Consider the following 17647-nt stretch of genomic DNA (forward strand, 5'->3'; position numbering starts at 1 on the left):
GGGATTTCACGGGCCATCTCGATGGCTCTGATAAGCGGAATAACCGCTACCGGATTGACTGTGATTAATCCTTCAACAATTGCCGTCGCGGCCACCGATCCGGTCGCTGAGGGCTCCATGAGCGCGGAGGACTTCGCGCTCGCCAAGGCGAAGGAGACCGGCCAGCCCTACGAGCTGACGTCCGCGCGCACAGAGACCTCGGACACCTGGGCGTTGCCGACCGGTAAGTGGTCGATCAAGCGCCACGGGACAACGGTGCGCGTCCGGCAGGCCGGTGGCTGGGTGCCCACCGATCCGACGCTGCAGTTCGCGGCGGACGGGAAGGTGAAGCCGAAGGCCTCGGCCGTCGCGATCGCCTTCTCCGGTGGTGGCACCGGCCCGCTGCTGACCGGGGTGAAGAACGGGCGGACCCTGTCGTTCACCTGGCCGCAGGCGCTGCCCAAGCCGACGCTCGCCGAGAACGTGGCGACCTACGCCAATGTTCTTCCGGACGTCGACCTCCAGCTGAAGGCCGAGGTCGAGGGCTTCTCCCAGCTGTTGGTGGTCAAGTCTGCCGCGGCGGCGCAGCACCCCGACCTCGCGACGCTCAAATTCAAGCTCGACACGGTGGGCCTGAACGTCACCAAGAACGCGACGACGGGTCTGTTGACCGCGACCAATCCGGCCGGCGAGATCATCTTCACCTCGCCGAATCCGGTGATGTGGGACTCGACCACCACGGGAGACGGTGCGCAGGCTGCACGGATGGGCGTGGCCAGTGCCGGTTCGGAGGCGGGCGGAGCCCCTTCGGACGTCTTCGTGACGCCGTCGGGAGCCAAGAGCGCCCAGATGCCCACCGCCGTCACGGGCGGCAACCTGGAGATCAAGCCCGACCAGGCCCTCCTGAAGGGTGCCGGGACCAAGTACCCCGTCTTCATCGACCCCTCGGTGGCATGGGGCGACCGGCAGAACTGGGCGTGGGCCTACCGCACCTGGGCGGACAACTCCTACTGGAACACGAAGGAGGACGTGCGGGTCGGGTACGAGGACGAAACGAACGGGCTTTCGCGGTCCTTCTTCCAGGTCGACACCTCCGCCGTCAAGGGCGCCCAGGTGTCGAAGGCGACCTTCCGGATCAAGGAGACCTGGGCCTGGTCCTGCACCCCGAAGCCCGTGGAGCTGTGGACCACCGGTCCGATCTCGCGGGACACGACGTGGAACTACCAGCCTGGTAAGCGCAATTGGCTCGACACGGTCAATGCGGCCAAGGGTCGGGCTGCCTGCGCCGCCGGAAACCTGGAGTTCAACGCCACCAACGGTGTCCGGGAAGCGGCGTCCAACGGCTGGTCCAGCATGACCGTGGGTCTGTACGCGTCCAACGAGAGCGACAAGTACTACTGGAAGCGGTTCGACCCGAAGACCGTCACGCTGGAGATCGAGTACAACAACCCGCCGAACACGCCGTCCGACCCGGGTGTTTCGCCCTGGGTCCCGTGCGAGCAGGGTGGCCCCATCGGCAACGCCGCGATCAGGCTCTACGCCACGGCCTCCGACCGTGATGCGGGAAACTTGAACACGGAGTTCCAGATCTTCAAGGCCGGTGAGAGCAGCCCCACTCTCACCCAGAACCTTCCTTCGAACAACGGCAAGTTCGTCACCTGGAGCGTCCCGGACGCTTCCCTGCCCGACGGGAGCTACACCTGGCGGGCGCGGACGACCGACGGGGACGGTGCCCAGTCGGGCTGGACCCAGTCCTGCAAGTTCACCGTCGACAGGGCCCGTCCGGCGGACGCTCCGAAGATCAGCTCCACCGTCTTCCCCGACGGTACGAACGGCTGGCCCGCGGGCACTGGCAAAGCGCGTAGCGCAGGTGCCTTCACCTTCTCCGCCAACGGTGACAAGGACGTCGTCTGGTATGGCTACTACACCGACTGGGACCCGGAGGTGAAGAGCGCCTCCGTTGCCGCAGGCACTGATTTCACCGCGCAGATCACCCCGCCCGGCGCCGGCCCGCACCTCGTGTACGCCTTCACCCAGGACGCCGCCGGCAATCGTTCCGACACCGCGGTGTACCGGTTCTACGCGGCCCGCGCAGCGGCGAGGGACGTGCCCCATGACGTCAACGGTGACGGGAACCGGGACATCTGGAGCAACGACCTCTTCGGCAGCCTCCTGACCTACTCGGGTCAGGGTAACGGCAAGTTCTCCGCCATGGTCAGCTCCGCCAAGTCCTTCGCCGGCGCCCAGGTCGCCAATCTGGGCGACTGGGACAACAACGGCTACAACGACATGCTCGCCCTGCAGCAGAAGCCCGGTCTGCCGAGCAAGACGTTGTGGGTCTACGGCAACAACGGTCGGGGCGGCGTCATCGACCCCGTGGAGAAGTCCGTTTCGCGGCCTGCGGAGAACCACTGGTCCAACGCCGAGCAGATCATCACGCCGGGCAACCTCGACAACGACGGCGTTCCTGACATCCTCGTCAAGCAGGGCGACAAGCTCTGGGCCTACTTCAACTCCGTCTACGGCGACCTGGACGAGGCGACCCCCGTGCTGGTCGGCGGCACCGACTGGAACAAGTACACGGTCATCGCCGCCGGGGACCTCAACAAGGACGAGGTGCCGGACCTGCTGTTGCGGGACAACGCCACCGGCGACGTCTTGAGCACGCACGGGAATAAGAGCCCGGAGCCGACGCACACGGTTAACCTGGCGACGTGGGGCACCCTGCCCCGCACGAAGGTCCACTCCGGTCTGCCCCAGGCGAGTTACCCGCAGATCGGCTCGTCCGGCGACCTCAACGGTGACGGAGTCGCCGACCTGTGGGCCCGCCAGGCCGACAACACCATGGTCGGCTGGCCGGGCAAGGCGACCGCCGACGGCTCGACCATCGCCTCCTTCGGCGCGCAGTTCCAGATCGACGGCGTCCCGGGTGCCCGCATCCCGGCCGGTACCACCCTGACGTCGGGACAGGAGTACTCCAGCGGTAACTCCAAGCTGCTGATGAAGTCCGACGGCAATCTGGTCCTGCTGAGCAAGGACGGCAAGCAGCTCTGGGCCACCGGCACTGCCGGGAACCCGGGCGCCACGGCCCGCATGCAGAGTGACGGAAGCTTCATCGTCCTGTCGGCCGACGCCAAGGCGACCCTCTGGACCAGCAAGACCAGCACTCCGGGCTCGTACGCGCTGCTCCAGCCCCGTGGTGTGCTCGTCATCTACACCGCTTCGGGGCAGAGCCTGTGGAGCAGCGGCAGCCAGAGCCGGCCGGACTACAACGGCGACGGCTACACCGACGTGGCGGTGCGTGACGTCAACGGCCACCTCTGGATCTACCCGGGCACCGGCGGTTCCGGCACCAACACGCTGGGCCAGCGGTACCTCGCGGGCAACGGCTGGTGGCGTGACCACTGGACGGACGTGCACTCCGCCGACCTCAACAACGACGGGTACACCGACGTCGTCACCCGCAACAAGTTCGGAGACCTGTACCTGTACCCGGGCACCGGTAGGACGGGGACCGAGACGCTCGGCAACCCGGTCCTGATCGGCACGGGCTGGGACACCTACGCCGACCTCGGCTTCGGGGACCTCAACGGCGACGGCCGCACCGACGTCATCGGCCGCGGCAGCGACGGCAACCTGTGGGTCTATCCCCACAATGGCGGCACCGGCACGGGCACGCTGGGCAACCGCGTCTCCATCGGCGTCGGCTGGCATGCCGGGTACTGGCCCAGCCTGCGGTTCGCAGACATGAACGGCGACAACAAGGTCGACATCATGGCGCACAGCAACAACGGCACCGGCAAGCTCCACCTCTACCCGAACACCAGCACTGGCGATTCCGTCAGCTTCGGTGCTTCCAGCGTCATCGGCGAGGGCTGGTGGAACGGGGAGTGGACCCCCTACGCCGGCGACCTCAACGTCGACGGAAAGCCGGAGCAGGTCGGAGTCACCCGTACCGGGGACCTGTTCGACTTCCTCCCTGAGGGCAGAAGCCTGATCGGCGTCGGCTGGGTCGGATACGACATCCTCCTCTGACCCCTGAAAGCCGGTGAGGGGGGGGTGAGATCCCGTAAGGATCTCACCCCCCCTCACTGCTTTCCGCAGGCTTCAGGGGCGGACGGCGACCTTGTCCCGTTCGCCCGCCTCGGCGGCCGGGGCCGACGCTGCCGGGGTGCGGCCGCCGCCTCGCGCTCCGCCTCGGCGGCCGCCCAGGTCCTTCAGGCGCATCGCGGGCTTCTCCACGCAGTGCCACGACAGCATCGCCAGCAGGACGGTCACCGCGAGGCTCAGACCGAGGTAGGGCAGCAGGCCCCAGCGGGCGAAGCCCAGGATGACCAGCGCCTGTTCGACCACGAAGCCGTAGATGTAGATGCCGTACGAGTAGTCGTTGCGCGCGCCGACCCGGCGGAAGGGGGCCGGGAGACGGATCGCCAGCCACACCAGGAAGTAGGCGAAGGCCGGCAGGCCGACCACGAAGAGGAATCCGTAGTGCGCGCTGAGCACGAGCACCAGGAGCGAGGCGAGGCCGAGCACGTCGCTGACCGGTACACGCTCGCGGTACAGCTCGATGACCGTGCCCAGTGCGAAGGCGAACCCGAGGTAGATGACGAGGACCGGGTTCGTGAAGCCCAGTACGGGAAGGTCCACCGGGTGGAAGTAGGTGGCGTCGAACGAGCCCGCCCAGAAGCGGTCGCCGACGGCCTGCCTGATGACGAGCCAGCCCAGGAGGCCGGCGATCAGCAGCACCGCGCGCCGGGCGCGCGCGAGGACGCCCGTCAGGGCCAGGAGCGCCACGCCCGCGTAGCAGAGGACCTCGTAGTACAGCGACCACAGAGCCCCGTCGATGCTCCGGTCATGGGCGACACCCTTGGCCATGGCGTCGGACATCACGTTGGACACGTCGTTCTGGTTGAGCTGGATCGCCCCGTTCGAGCGCAGGTATTCCACCGGGCCCCAGGCGTGCCCCCAAAAACCGTCCAGGGTCCCGTGCAGTTTCCAGTACAGAACGGGAGCAGCCGCGAATGCCGTCAGGAACAGGCAGACCCACAGTCCGGGCAGCAGGCGCAATGCCCGGTGCCACAAGAACCTCCCCAGGCCCAGGCGCACGCCGCTGCGCGTGACGAGTATTCCCGAGAGGATGAAGAACCCGTAGACCGACCACTTTCCGAGGTCTACCTGGCCCTGCGTGAATGAGTGGCCGAATTCGGTCTTTCCGAAACCGAGCACGCGCGCGTGGGAGACGACCACCGCCGTCGCCAGAATCAGCCGGATGAAGCCCAGGCTGTTGTTCCGGCCGGTCAGCAGTTCGGCAACGGTGCCGTGGGACCACCGCCCCGCCCACCGAGAAGTGCGGTTTTCCACTTACGTGCCTATCCCCTGGTTCGGTCAACCGCAAAAGGCTGCCGGGGCCCGACGCCCCCTGTCCAATCCACTTCGTGTGAAGTGGCGCAGGTCACGGTGATCCGGCCATGGTCACGGTGAGCCGTGCCCGCGCCCGCGGAGTCAGGCGCGCGGGATGCGGACCACGCCCTCCTGGATGACCGTGATCGCCAGGCGGCCGTCCTGGGTTTAGATGCGGGCTTGGCCGAGGCCCCGGCCGCCGTGGGCCGAGGGGGACTCCTGGTCGTACAGCAGCCATTCGTCCGCGCGGAAGGGCCGGTGGAACCACATCGCGTGGTCCAGGGAGGCGCCGACCACGTCGCCCACCGCCCAGCCGCCGCGTCCGTGCGCGAGCAGGACCGCGTCGAGCAGGGTCATGTCGGAGACGTAGGTGGCCAGGCAGGTGTGCAGCAGCGGGTCGTCCGCGAGCTTGCCCTGCGTGCGGAACCAGACCTGCGAGCGAGGCTCCAGCGGTTCGCCGACCGTGCCCCAGGGCGGGGTGGTCGCGTACCGCAGGTCCACCGCGCCGCGCGCCTCCAGCAGCCGCTCGACGGTGCCCGGGTCGCGGAAGATCTCGCGGTACGGCGGCAGCGCCTCGGCGGCCGTCGGCAGGGACTCGGGATCCGGTGCGGCCGGCATCGGGACCTGGTGCTCCAGCCCCTCCTCGTACGTCTGGAAGGACGCGGAGAGGTGGAAGATCGGCTGCCCGTGCTGGACGGCGACCACGCGCCGGGTGGTGAAGGACCGCCCGTCGCGGATCCGGTCCACGGAGTAGACGATCGGCGCGCCGGAGTCGCCGGTGCGCAGGAAGTACGAGTGCAGCGAGTGCGGCAGACGGTCCGCGGGCACCGTGCGTCCGGCCGCGACCAGGGCCTGCGCGGCCACCTGGCCGCCGAACACGCGCGGCACCAGGGAGGTGCGGCTGGTGCCGCGGAAGATGTTCTCCTCGATCTGCTCCAGGTCGAGGAGATCGAGGAGATCCGTCAGTGCCTCGTTCAAGGGGGCTTACAGGCCCATCGACTTGGCGATGATCGACTTCATGATCTCGCTGGTGCCGCCGTAGATGCGGTTGACGCGGTTGTCGGCGTACAGGCGGGCGATCGGGTACTCGTTCATGTAGCCGTAGCCGCCGTGCAGCTGGAGGCAGCGGTCGATGACGCGGTGCGCGACCTCGGTGCAGAACAGCTTCGCGGAGGCGGCCTCGGCCGGGGTCAGCTCGCCGGCGTCCAGGGCCTCCAGGGCGCGGTCGGCGACGGCCTGGGCGGCGTCCACCTCGGCCTGGCAGGCGGCCAGCTCGAACTTGGTGTTCTGGAAGTGCGCGACGGGCTTGCCGAAGACGGTGCGCTCGGTGACGTACTGCTGGGCGAACCGGACGGCAGCGGCGGCCTGGGCGTACGCACCGAAGGCGATGCCCCAGCGCTCGGAGGCCAGGTTGTGGCCGAGGTAGTAGAAGCCCTTGCCCTCCTCGCCGAGCAGGTCCTCGACGGGGACCTTCACGTCGACGAACGCCAGCTCGGCGGTGTCGGAGGTCTTCAGGCCCAGCTTGTCGAGCTTGCGGCCGATGGAGTAGCCCTCGGACTTGGTGTCCACGGCGAAGAGGGAGATGCCGAAGCGGCGGTCGTCCTCGCTCGGGGCGGAGGTGCGGGCGCAGACGATCACGCGGTCGGCGTGGACGCCGCCGGTGATGAAGGTCTTGGAGCCGTTGAGGACGTAGTGGGTGCCGTCCTCGGAGAGCTTGGCGGTGGTCTTCATGCCCGCGACGTCGGAGCCGGTGCCCGGCTCGGTCATCGCCAGCGCCCACATCTCCTCGCCGGAGACGAACTTCGGCAGGAAGCGCTTCTTCTGCTCGTCGTCGGCGAGCATCTTGATGTAGGGCAGGGCGAGCAGCACGTGCACGCCGGAGCCGCCGAAGTTCACGCCCGCGCGGGAGGTCTCTTCGTAGAGGACGGCCTCGAACTTGTGCGTGTCCAGGCCCGCGCCGCCGAACTCCTCGGGCACGTTGATGCCGAAGACGCCCAGCTCGCCGAGCTTGTAGTAGAAGTCGCGCGGCGCCTGGCCCGCGGCGAACCACTCGTCGTAGACGGGGACGACCTCGGCCTCGATGAAGGCGCGGATGGTCTCGCGGAACGCCTCGTGGTCCTCGTTGAACACCGTACGGCGCACGGCCGGCTCCCTTCGTCGCGGCGGTCCGCCGCCTAAATTAAGCGCTTGCTCAGACTAAGTTACCGACGAGTTGACCAGGCTGTCCAGAGTCGGTCGCACGCGCGTACGTCACACCCGCGGCCGGATCACTCCTGGCGCAGCGCGAACCACAGCTCCATCCGGACGTCCGGGTCGTCCGGGTCCCGGTCCAGCAGGACCGCGCAGCGCGCCACGCGCTGGCGCACGGTGTTGCGGTGCACCCCCAGGGCGGCCGCCGTACGGTCCCAGCTGCCGTGGTGCGCCAGCCAGGCCCGCAGCGTCTCGCGCAGCGCGGGGGAGAGCGGGCCGAGCAGGGCCTCGGCGTGGGCGCGGGCCTCGGCCTCCCCGACCAGGCCCGCGAAGCCGGCGTCGGGGTGCCGGGCCAGCGGGGTGCGGGCCGCCTCCGCGCGCTGGAGGGCCCGCCCGGCCTGGGCGTCGGCCGCGGTCAGGGCGTCCGGCGCCGCGGGGGCGCTCACCCCCAGCCGCCATCCCGGCTGCGCGCCCGGCTCCCGGTCGGTCAGCAGCCGTACGCCGCCCTCGTGCGGGTCCAGCAGTACGGTGCCCAGCGCGGCCGCGAGGGCCTGCGGATCCCCGCTGCCGCGGGCGTGGACGGCGTACCACGGCCCGGCCGTCAGGGCCGCGGCCGGATCCCCGTCGAGCAGCAGCCGGGTCAGGGCCGCGGCCTCGACCCCGGCAGGCCGCTCGGCGGTGAGCAGGGTCAGCAGTACGGCGGCCACCGAGGCCACGGTGTGGTCGCCGGGCGCGCGCGTCGCGGTCGCGGTGCCCAGCGCGGCCCGCCCGGCCAGGGCGTAGGCGGCCAGGTGGTGTCCGCCCGCCCGGTCCGTGGCCGTGGCGGGCCCGCCCTCGCGGCCGACCCGGGCCAGCAGGGCGGCCAGCGCCTCCCGGGCCGGGGCGGGCAGCTCCGGACCCGCCGTCCGGCCGCCCGGCCAGAGGGCGGCCGAGCCGCCCAGGCTCGCGGCGAGCCGGGCCAGCACCGCCGGGACCGGGTCGGGCCGGGCCGCGGCCGCCGCCAGGGCCTGCTGGGCCTCGGTGGTCCGGCGCAGCTCGCGGGTCCGGGCCTCCGCCGTCAGCCGCCCCACCGCGCGGGCGACCGCCGAGAACGGGGTCCGCGGCGGAACCTCAAGCAGGGGCAGCCCGTGCCGGGCGCAGGCCCCGGCGAGTGCGGCCGGGACCTCCTCGTGCACCGGGGCCACGCCGAAGCCGAGGGCGGCGGCCCCTGCCCCGGCCAGCCGGGCCACGTACCCGTCGGGGTCCTCGCCGGGGCCCGCCCCGGCGGTCAGCAGCAGCTCGCCGCCGAGCAGGTAGGGGGAGGGGTCGGGCATCTCGGAGGCGTGCACGCCGTGCACCCCGGCAGCGACCGGCCCGGCGAGGTGGCGCAGGCCGAGCTCCCGGTCGGCGAGCAGCGAGGCGAGGAGCACCGGCGGGGTGAGCGGCTCCCCGGCGGGTCCGTGGCCGTACTCCGGATCTCGGGGAGCGGCAGACATGGATACTCCGTACACATCAGCAGGGCCAGATGGATGAAACGTACACTCCCCAGCCTCCGGCGGCCCGCTTACGCTCGAAGGACCGCACACGTCAGGCCAGAGAAAGAGGCACAGCCATGAGCACGCAGCCGCGCGGACCCGTCGACTCCTCCCGCATCCCGCGCTACGCGGGCCCGGCGACCTTCGCCCGGCTGCCCCGCCTCGACGAGGTCGGCTCCGCCGACGTCGCCGTCGTCGGCGTGCCCTTCGACTCGGGCGTCTCCTACCGCCCCGGCGCCCGCTTCGGCGGCAACGCCATCCGCGAGGCCTCCCGCCTCCTGCGCCCCTACAACCCGGCGCAGGACGCGTCCCCCTTCGCCCTCGCGCAGGTCGCGGACGCCGGCGACATCGCGGTGAACCCCTTCAACATCAACGAGGCCGTCGAGACGGTCGAGGCCGCCGCCGACGAGCTCCTCGCGGGCGGCTCCCGCCTGATGACCCTCGGCGGCGACCACACCATCGCCCTCCCGCTGCTCCGCTCCGTCGCCAAGAAGCACGGCCCGGTCGCCCTGCTGCACTTCGACGCGCACCTGGACACCTGGGACACCTACTTCGGCGCCGAGTACACCCACGGCACCCCGTTCCGCCGCGCCGTCGAGGAGGGCATCCTCGACACCGAGGCCCTCTCCCACGTCGGCACCCGCGGCCCGCTGTACGGCAAGCAGGACCTCGATGACGACGCGAAGATGGGCTTCGGCATCGTCACCTCGGCGGACGTCTACCGCCGCGGCGCCGACGAGGTCGCCGACCAGCTGCGCCAGCGCATCGGCGACCGCCCGCTCTACATCTCCATCGACATCGACGTCCTGGACCCGGCGCACGCCCCCGGCACCGGCACCCCGGAGGCGGGCGGCATGACCTCCCGCGAGCTCCTGGAGATCATCCGCGGGCTGTCCTCCTGCAACCTCGTTTCCGCCGACGTGGTCGAGGTCGCCCCGGCGTACGATCACGCCGAGATCACCTCGGTCGCGGCCTCGCACACCGCGTACGAGCTCACCACGATCATGAGCCGCCAGATCGCGGCGGCGAAGGCGAAGTAAGAAGGGCACCACACCCCCGTGACGCACGACCACGACCTGGTACTCCGTCCCACCGAGGCCCAGACGGCCGCCGCCCTGGCCGCGCCGCCGGGCCGGACGGGCGGGGACCTGGTCGTGGAGACGCTGCGTTCGCTGGGCGCCACCACCGTGTTCGGACTGCCGGGGCAGCACGCCCTCGGCCTCTTCGACGCGGTGGGGCGCTCCGACCTGCGGCTGGTCACCCTCCGGGTGGAGAACAACGCCGGCTTCGCGGCCGACGCGTACGGCCGGATCACCGGCGAGGCGGCGCCCCTGCTGCTGTCCACCGGCCCCGGCGCCCTCACCGCCCTGCCGGCCCTCGCGGAGGCCGCGGCGGCCTCGGCCCCCGTCCTCGCCATCTCCTCCCAGGTGCCGGTCGCGGGCCTCGGCGGCGGGCGGCGCGGCCACCTGCACGAGCTGCGCGACCAGGCCGCGTCCTTCCGGGACGTGGTCAAGTCGGTCCACGAGGCGCGCACCGCCTCGCAGATCCCCTCGGTCGTCGCCGAGGCCTGGGAGTCCGCGCTCATGGCCCCCCACGGCCCGGTCTGGGTGGAGATCCCGGAGGACGTCCTGCGGTCGGAGACGATCATCCCGCCGGTCACGGGCATGGACGCGACCCCGCACGAGCTCGCTCCCCGTCCCGAGCTGACCGCGGTGGCGGCCCACTGGCTGTCGCGGGCCTCCCGCCCCGTGATCATCGCGGGCGGCGGGGTCGTCCGCTCGGACGCCTCCGGCAAGCTCAGGCAGCTCGCGGAGCGGCTGGGCGCGCCCGTGGTCACCACCTTCGGCGGCAAGGGCGCCTTCCCCTGGACGCACCCGCTGTCCCTCCAGTCCTGGCTGGAGGACCGCCACATGACGGACTTCCTGGAGGACGCCGACGTGCTCCTCGTCGTCGGCTCGGGCCTCGGCGAACTGTCGTCGAACTACCACACCTTCTTCCCCACGGGCCGGGTCGTCCAGATCGACGCGGACCTCGGCAAGCTGGAGTCCAACCACCCGGCCCTGGGCATCCACGCCGATGCCCGCCTCGCCCTCCAGGCCCTGCTGGAAACGGTGGACGAACGTCAGGACGACCACGCCCCCGAGCGCGTCCGCATGGTCCTGGAGGACATCGCGGCCCGCCTCGCGGACCAGGGCCTGGCCCTGGAGCAGTCCCTCCTGAGCTCGATCCGGTCCGCGCTGCCGGCCCGTTCCCCGTCCTTCTGGGACATGACGATCCTGTCCTACTGGGCGTGGTCTGCCTTCGACGCCAAGCACCCCAACACCATGCACTCGGCCCAGGGTGCCGGCGGCCTCGGCTACGCCTTCCCGGCGGCCCTCGGCGCCTGCGTCGCGGAGCCGGACACCCCGGTGCTCGCCGTCTCCGGGGACGGCGGCGCGATGTACTCGCTCGCGGAACTGGCCACGGCCCGCCAGCACGACCTGGACGTCACCTGGCTGATCGTGGACGACGGCGGATACGGCATCCTGCGCGAGTACATGACCGACGCCTTCGGGGGCCGCACCACGGGCACCGAGCTCACCCGCCCCGACTTCGTCGCCCTGGCGGAGTCCTTCGGCGTCCCGGCCGCCACGACCACCCCGGAATCCCTGACGGCCGACCTCAGGAAGGCCCTCGCCGCCCCCGGCCCCTCGGTCCTGGTCCTCCCGGCCACCCTCAGGATGTTCGCCCCGACCCACATGTGACCCTCCGGGGCCGCGCAGCGCGCCCCTTCGGGTGATGACGCTGTGTCACCGATCCGGGTGGGGCAGGACACCGACGCGACTGTGGGACCTTGGCTGCGGACCCGGTCCGGAGCGGAGGTGGTGGTGCCGTGCTGCGCACAGTCGTACGGGGTCTCACCGCGGCAGTGGCGGCCGGGGCACTGGCCACCGCCGCGGGGTGCGGCGGCCCGACGCCCGATCCGCCCGGGCCGAGTTCCCCGCAGACCCTCTCGCCGACGCCCTCGACCGAGGCGACGACCACCCCCGACCCCTCAGCATCGGTGTTCCTGGGGAAGGGGGTGGACGATTCGAACTCCCACGTCGAGGTCCCGACCGCGCCGGTCGGCGAGCCCGCCAGCGGGGACGTCACCGTGGTCAACACCGGTGGCGACCCCGTCACCGTCCAGAACCTCGCCGCCACCGTCGACAGCGGCGAGACGTCGATCATCGAGGACACCTGCACGGACGTCGAGCTGCCGCCCGGCGGCACGTGCCGGATCAGGATCCGGCACATCGCGACGGAGCCGGGCTCCTACAGCGGGCAGCTGACGGCCACCACGTCCGACGGCGGTGCCCTGTCCGTCGGGATCTCCGGTCAGGCGGTGCGCGAGGCCACTCCCGGCGACGAGGACACCTCGGGTACCGGGACGCCATCGCCGTCTGTGACGACCGGCGGTCCCACCGAGTCCGAGACTCCTGACCCGAGCCCCACGGACAGCCCTGAGCCCGGCCTCACGGACTGATCTCGATCCTGACCGTGTTGTCGTCGGGCAGTACCACCAGAGTGCGGGACTTCTGCCCGGGTACGTGGGAGACGAGGTAGAGGCGAGCCGGCGTCTTGGCCAGGACGCGGAAGCCGCGGTACTGGTAGCGGTACGGGCCCTTGGCGCTGCCCAGGTCGTCGAAGAGGATGCCCGGAGCGTGGTGGGTCACGGGCACCCGGGAGTAGACCACAGCCCTCGGGCTGGACACGTAGCCGCCCGCGGCGTCCCGCATGGCTTCCACGCGGCCCGCCGCCGCCACGTACCGCGCCATGCCGAAGAACAGGCTCATCGTCAGGACCCCGAGCAGCAGGGCGCCGGCTGCCAGCCACAGCCGGTCGGCCGTACGGTCCCCGGGATCCGCCCGGTCCTGCCCGTCGGGGCTGCTCAGGCGCAGCTGTACGGCGGCGAACGCCAGCGTGGCGCCCAGGGCCACCGTCAGGCAGGGCACGAACTGGCGCAGCCAGCCCTCGGGCAGTCGCGGCAGCCGGTCCTCCCAGAAGAAGACCGGGAACCCCGCCAGCACCAGCAACAGCCCCGTGGCGAGCAGCCAGCCGGTCACCGCCTCACGACGAGCCTGCTGCTCCGGTCGGCCCAGCAGCCGCCCCGCCCACCCCAGCACCAGCAGGACGGCCAGCCCGCAGAACAGCAGCAACCAGAGGGGGAAGAAGATCGCGCTCGGGCTGCGCACCAGGTACGCCTCGACGGAGAGCTGCAGGTCGGCCGTCGGCACGCCGAACGTGGCGTAGTACGCCTGGGTGTAGGTGGTGCCGAAGTAGTAGAGGAGTCCGAGGACGATGGTCCCGGGCGCCGCGATGTACGCGACCTTCTCCAGGAACGCCCTCGACGGGCTCGATGGGGCCGCCGGGTCCGCCGCCCGCGGTCCGGGCGGCGGCTGGTCATGCGGCTCCGGCATGCGCCCAGTCTGTTCGCCGATTCCGGAGCCTGCACCCCGGCGGGGCCGGGCGGCCGAACGGAGCGCGGAGCGGCGTACGACCCGGACGGCCCACGTGGCGGGGCCCTCCGCGTGCGCCGGAGGCGACCGGCGTACACGTTCGAATTGTTGCGGCGGGATGAAATCCGCCGGTCGGGGCGTTCCCGCTTCCGGCAGGACAGGACCGAACGGGGAGGCCTACGTGGCGGCGGCAGAGACAGCAGCGGGCGGGAAACAGGGCTGGGTCAAGCGGCTGGCCGCCTACACCTGGCGGTACAAGGCCAACGTGCTGCTCGCGCTCGGATCCTCGCTGGCGGGCATGGCCGTCATGGCGCTCGTACCGCTGGTCACCAAGGTGATCATCGACGACGTCATCGGGGACCACACCAAGCCCATGGGCCCCTGGGCCGGGATGCTCATAGCCGCCGCCCTGCTCGTGTACGTCCTCACCTACATACGCCGGTACTACGGCGGACGCCTCGCCCTCGACGTGCAGCACGACCTGCGCACCGACATGTACCAAACCATCTCCCGCCTCGACGGGCGGCGGCAGGACGAGCTGTCCACCGGGCAGGTCGTCGGACGCGCCACCACCGACCTCCAGCTCATCCAGGGCCTGCTCTTCATGCTCCCGATGACGATCGGGAACTTCCTGCTCTTCGGGATATCCCTCGGGATCATGCTGTGGCTGTCGCCGCTGCTGACCGTCGTCGCACTGCTGATGGCACCCGCCCTCTGGTTCATCGCCAAGCGCAGCCGCAAGAAGCTCTTCCCCGCCACCTGGTACGCGCAGAGCCAGGCCGCAGCCGTCGCGAGCGTCGTCGACGGAGCCGTGACCGGCGTGCGCGTCGTCAAGGGCTTCGGCCAGGAGGAGCAGGAGACCGGCAAGCTCCGCGACGCCGGGCGCCGGCTCTTCGCCGGGCGGATGCGCGCCATCCGGCTCAACTCCCGCTACACCCCCGCCCTCCAGGCAGTGCCCGCGCTCGCCCAGGTCGCCATGCTGGCGCTCGGCGGCTGGATGGCCACCGAGGGGCAGGTCACCCTCGGTACCTTCGTCGCCTTCTCCACCTACCTCGCGCAGCTCGTCGGCCCCGTCCGCATGCTCGCCATGGTCCTCACCGTCGCCCAGCAGGCCCGGGCCGGCGCCGACCGGGTCTTCGAGCTCATCGACACGGAGCCCGCGATCCGGGAGGGCGGGCACGAACTGCCCGCCGACGCGCCCGCCACCGTCGAGTTCGAGGACGTCCACTTCGGCTACGACCCCGAGCGGCCCGTCCTCGACGGGTTCTCGCTGTCCGTGGCGGAGGGCGAGACCGTCGCCGTCGTCGGCGCCTCGGGCAGCGGGAAGTCCACCGTCTCGCTCCTCATGCCGCGCTTCTACGACGCCGACCGCGGCACCGTCCGCATCGGCGGCCACGACGTCCGCGAGCTGACCTACACCTCCCTGCGCGGCGCGATCGGCCTCGTTCCCGAGGACTCCTTCCTCTTCTCCGACACCATCCGCGCCAACATCGCCTACGGGCACCCCGGCGCCACCGACGAGCAGATCGAGGCCGCCGCCCGCGCCGCCCAGGCGGACGGCTTCGTCCGGGCCCTGCCCGCCGGGTACGACACCAAGGTCGGCGAGCAGGGCCTGACCCTCTCCGGCGGCCAGCGCCAGCGCATCGCCCTGGCCCGCGCCATCCTCACCGACCCCCGGCTGCTGCTCCTCGACGACGCCACCTCCGCCGTGGACGCCCGCGTCGAGCACGAGATCCACGAGGCCCTGCGCGCCGTCATGGCCGGCCGGACCACCCTGCTGATCGCCCACCGCCGCTCCACGCTCGCGCTGGCCGACCGGATCGCCGTACTGGACCGCGGGCGGCTCGCCGAGATCGGTACGCACGAGGAGCTGCAGCAGCGCTCTCCGCTCTACCGCAGGCTGCTCACCGACCCCGACGCGCTCGGCGCCGGCTCGCCGCGGACTCCGGACGCCCTCGCGCTCGCCGAGTTCGAGAGCGAGCTCGACCGCGACCTCGAACGGGACATCGAGCTCGAGGCCGAGATCGACTCCGAGCCCGTCAACGCCAAGCGCAGGGTCCCCGCCGGAATCACCCCGGAGCTCTGGCGCCGCCGCGAGGAGGCCGCCGCCGACGCCGTCGGCGGCCCCGGCACCGCCACCGCTCCCGGCACCGCCACCGCTCCCGCCGCCGGCAGGGCGCCCGGCGCCGGCCACTCCATGGCCGGCGCGGTGGCCGGGACGCCCGCCACCCCCGAACTGCTCGCGCAGGTCGCCGCGCTGCCGCCCGCCGACGACCGGCCCGACGTGGACGAGACCCGCGCCGCGGCCGCCGAGGAGAGCTACGGCCTGCGCCGCCTGCTGGGGGGATTCTGGGCGCCGCTCGCCATCAGCCTCGCCCTCGTCGCCGTGGACGCGGGATCCGGACTGCTCCTGCCGATCCTGATCCGCCACGGCATCGACCAGGGCGTGGAACAGGCCGTGCTCGGCGCCGTCTGGGCGGCCGCCGGGCTCGCCCTCGCGGTCGTCGTCGCCCAGTGGGCCGCGCAGTTCGCCGAGACCCGGATGACCGGGCGCACCGGCGAGCGCGTCCTGTACTCCCTTCGCGTCAAGATCTTCGCGCAGCTCCAGCGGCTCGGCCTCGACTTCTACGAGCGCGAGCTGACCGGCAAGATCATGACCCGGATGACCACGGACGTGGACTCGCTGTCCACGTTCCTCCAGACCGGGCTGGTCACGGCCGTCGTCTCCGTCTTCACCTTCTTCGGGATCCTGGTCGCCCTGCTCGTCCTCGACGTCGAGCTCGCGCTGATCGTCTTCGCGACCCTGCCCGTCCTGGTCATCGGGACGATCGTGTTCCGCCGCAAGTCCGTCGCCGCCTACGAGCTCGCCCGCGACCGGGTCAGCCTGGTCAACGCCGACCTCCAGGAGTCCGTCTCCGGTCTGCGCATCGTCCAGGCCTTCCGCCGCGAGGGCTCCGGCGCCACCCGCTTCGCCGAGCGCAGCGACTCCTACCGCGAGGCCCGGGTCCGCGGCCAGTGGCTGATATCGGTCTACTTCCCGTTCGTCCAGCTGCTGTCCTCGGCCGCCGCGGCCGCCGTGCTGATCGTCGGCGCGGGCCGGGTGGAGGCGGGGACGCTCACCACCGGCGCGCTGGTCGCGTACCTGCTCTACATCGACCTGTTCTTCGCCCCGGTCCAGCAGCTCTCCCAGGTCTTCGACGGCTACCAGCAGGCCACCGTCTCCCTCGGCCGCATCCAGGCGCTGCTGCGCGAGCCCACCACCACCCCGCGCCCGCAGGACCCGCGCGAGCTGCCCGGGCTGCGCGGCGAGATCGCCTTCGAGGACGTCCGCTTCCAGTACGGGACGGCCGCCGAACGCGGCGAGAAGGGCGACGCCCTGGCCGGGATCAGCCTGCGCATACCCGCCGGACAGACCGTCGCCTTCGTCGGCGAGACCGGCGCCGGGAAGTCCACGCTGGTCAAGATGGTGGCCCGGTTCTACGACCCGACCTCCGGCCGGATCACCGCCGACGGCGCCGACCTGCGGGAGCTCGACCTGACGGCGTACCGCCACCGGCTGGGCGTCGTCCCCCAGGAGTCGTACCTCTTCCCGGGGACCGTCCGCGACGCCATCGCCTACGGCCGGCCGGCCGCGAGCGACGCCGAGGTGGAGGCCGCCGCCCGCGCGGTCGGCGCCCACGCCATGATCGCCACCCTCGACGGCGGCTACCTGCACACCGTCGCCGAGCGCGGCCGCAACCTCTCCGCGGGCCAGCGCCAGCTGATCGCGCTGGCCCGCGCCGAGCTCGTCGACCCGGACGTGCTGCTGCTCGACGAGGCCACCGCCGCCCTCGACCTGGCCACCGAGGCCCAGGTCAACCAGGCCACGGACCGCCTCGCGGGCAAGCGCACCACGCTGGTGGTGGCGCACCGGCTGACCACCGCCGCGCGCGCCGACCGGGTCGTCGTCATGGACCGCGGCCGCGTCGTCGAGGACGGCTCGCACGCCGAACTCCTGGCGCGCGGCGGCCGGTACGCCGACCTGTGGCGCACCTTCGTCGGGGAGGACGAGCGCGCCGCGGCCTGAGCGGCGGGGTCCCGAGGGGC

General features: G+C 71.7%; 9 protein-coding genes and 1 pseudogene. 5 read left to right on the forward strand and 5 right to left on the reverse strand.

The genetic code is table 11. The features are described 5' to 3' along the window. Positions 1 to 117 precede the first annotated feature (117 nt). Positions 118 to 4014: an FG-GAP-like repeat-containing protein gene (locus OHA91_RS24295; protein WP_328740000.1), complete on the forward strand. Its 3897-nt coding sequence runs from the start codon at positions 118 to 120 to the stop codon at positions 4012 to 4014. 72 nt (positions 4015 to 4086) lie between these two features. On the opposite strand, the gene OHA91_RS24300 is transcribed toward OHA91_RS24295, so the two are convergent. From OHA91_RS24300 to OHA91_RS24315, 4 genes and pseudogenes are all read right to left on the reverse strand, one after another. Then, entirely contained in the window at positions 4087 to 5340 is a 1254-nt protein-coding gene (locus OHA91_RS24300; RefSeq protein WP_266501014.1) for an acyltransferase family protein, read from the reverse strand. Positions 5341 to 5481: 141 nt separating this feature from the next. Then, positions 5482 to 6357: pseudogene (tesB, locus tag OHA91_RS24305) on the reverse strand (acyl-CoA thioesterase II). 6 nt (positions 6358 to 6363) lie between these two features. Next, entirely contained in the window at positions 6364 to 7521 is a 1158-nt protein-coding gene (locus OHA91_RS24310) for an acyl-CoA dehydrogenase family protein (RefSeq protein ID WP_031145399.1), read from the reverse strand. Between the two features lie 125 nt (positions 7522 to 7646). Beyond that, complete coding sequence (locus OHA91_RS24315; protein WP_328740001.1) at positions 7647 to 9044, reverse strand: helix-turn-helix domain-containing protein; 1398 nt, start codon at positions 9042 to 9044, stop codon at positions 7647 to 7649. Between the two features lie 116 nt (positions 9045 to 9160). Here OHA91_RS24315 and speB point away from each other — a divergent pair, with 116 nt between their 5' ends. The 3 genes from speB to OHA91_RS24330 all read left to right on the forward strand — a co-directional run bounded on the left by speB (position 9161) and on the right by OHA91_RS24330 (position 12588). Continuing rightward, a complete protein-coding gene (gene speB / locus OHA91_RS24320; RefSeq protein WP_030032703.1) occupies positions 9161 to 10123 on the forward strand; it encodes an agmatinase in 963 nt (320 codons plus the stop codon). Between the two features lie 18 nt (positions 10124 to 10141). Then, positions 10142 to 11827 (forward strand): thiamine pyrophosphate-binding protein, encoded by a 1686-nt coding sequence (locus OHA91_RS24325; RefSeq protein WP_328740002.1) that lies wholly within the window; start codon positions 10142 to 10144, stop codon positions 11825 to 11827. 128 nt (positions 11828 to 11955) lie between these two features. Then, the gene (locus tag OHA91_RS24330) at positions 11956 to 12588 is read left to right on the forward strand and encodes a hypothetical protein (protein WP_266501024.1); all 633 of its coding nucleotides are present in this window, start codon (positions 11956 to 11958) and stop codon (positions 12586 to 12588) included. Here the strand turns inward: OHA91_RS24330 and OHA91_RS24335 are convergent. Then, entirely contained in the window at positions 12578 to 13522 is a 945-nt protein-coding gene (locus OHA91_RS24335; RefSeq protein WP_051892499.1) for a hypothetical protein, read from the reverse strand. The genes OHA91_RS24330 and OHA91_RS24335 overlap by 11 nt on opposite strands. A 220-nt stretch (positions 13523 to 13742) precedes the next feature. Here OHA91_RS24335 and OHA91_RS24340 point away from each other — a divergent pair, with 220 nt between their 5' ends. After that, on the forward strand, positions 13743 to 17627 hold the full coding sequence (locus tag OHA91_RS24340) for an ABC transporter ATP-binding protein (RefSeq protein ID WP_328740003.1): 3885 nt from the start codon (positions 13743 to 13745) through the stop codon (positions 17625 to 17627). The last annotated feature ends 20 nt before the right edge of the window (positions 17628 to 17647 follow it).

Source organism: Streptomyces erythrochromogenes (assembly GCF_036170895.1).
Lineage (GTDB): Bacteria > Actinomycetota > Actinomycetes > Streptomycetales > Streptomycetaceae > Streptomyces > Streptomyces erythrochromogenes.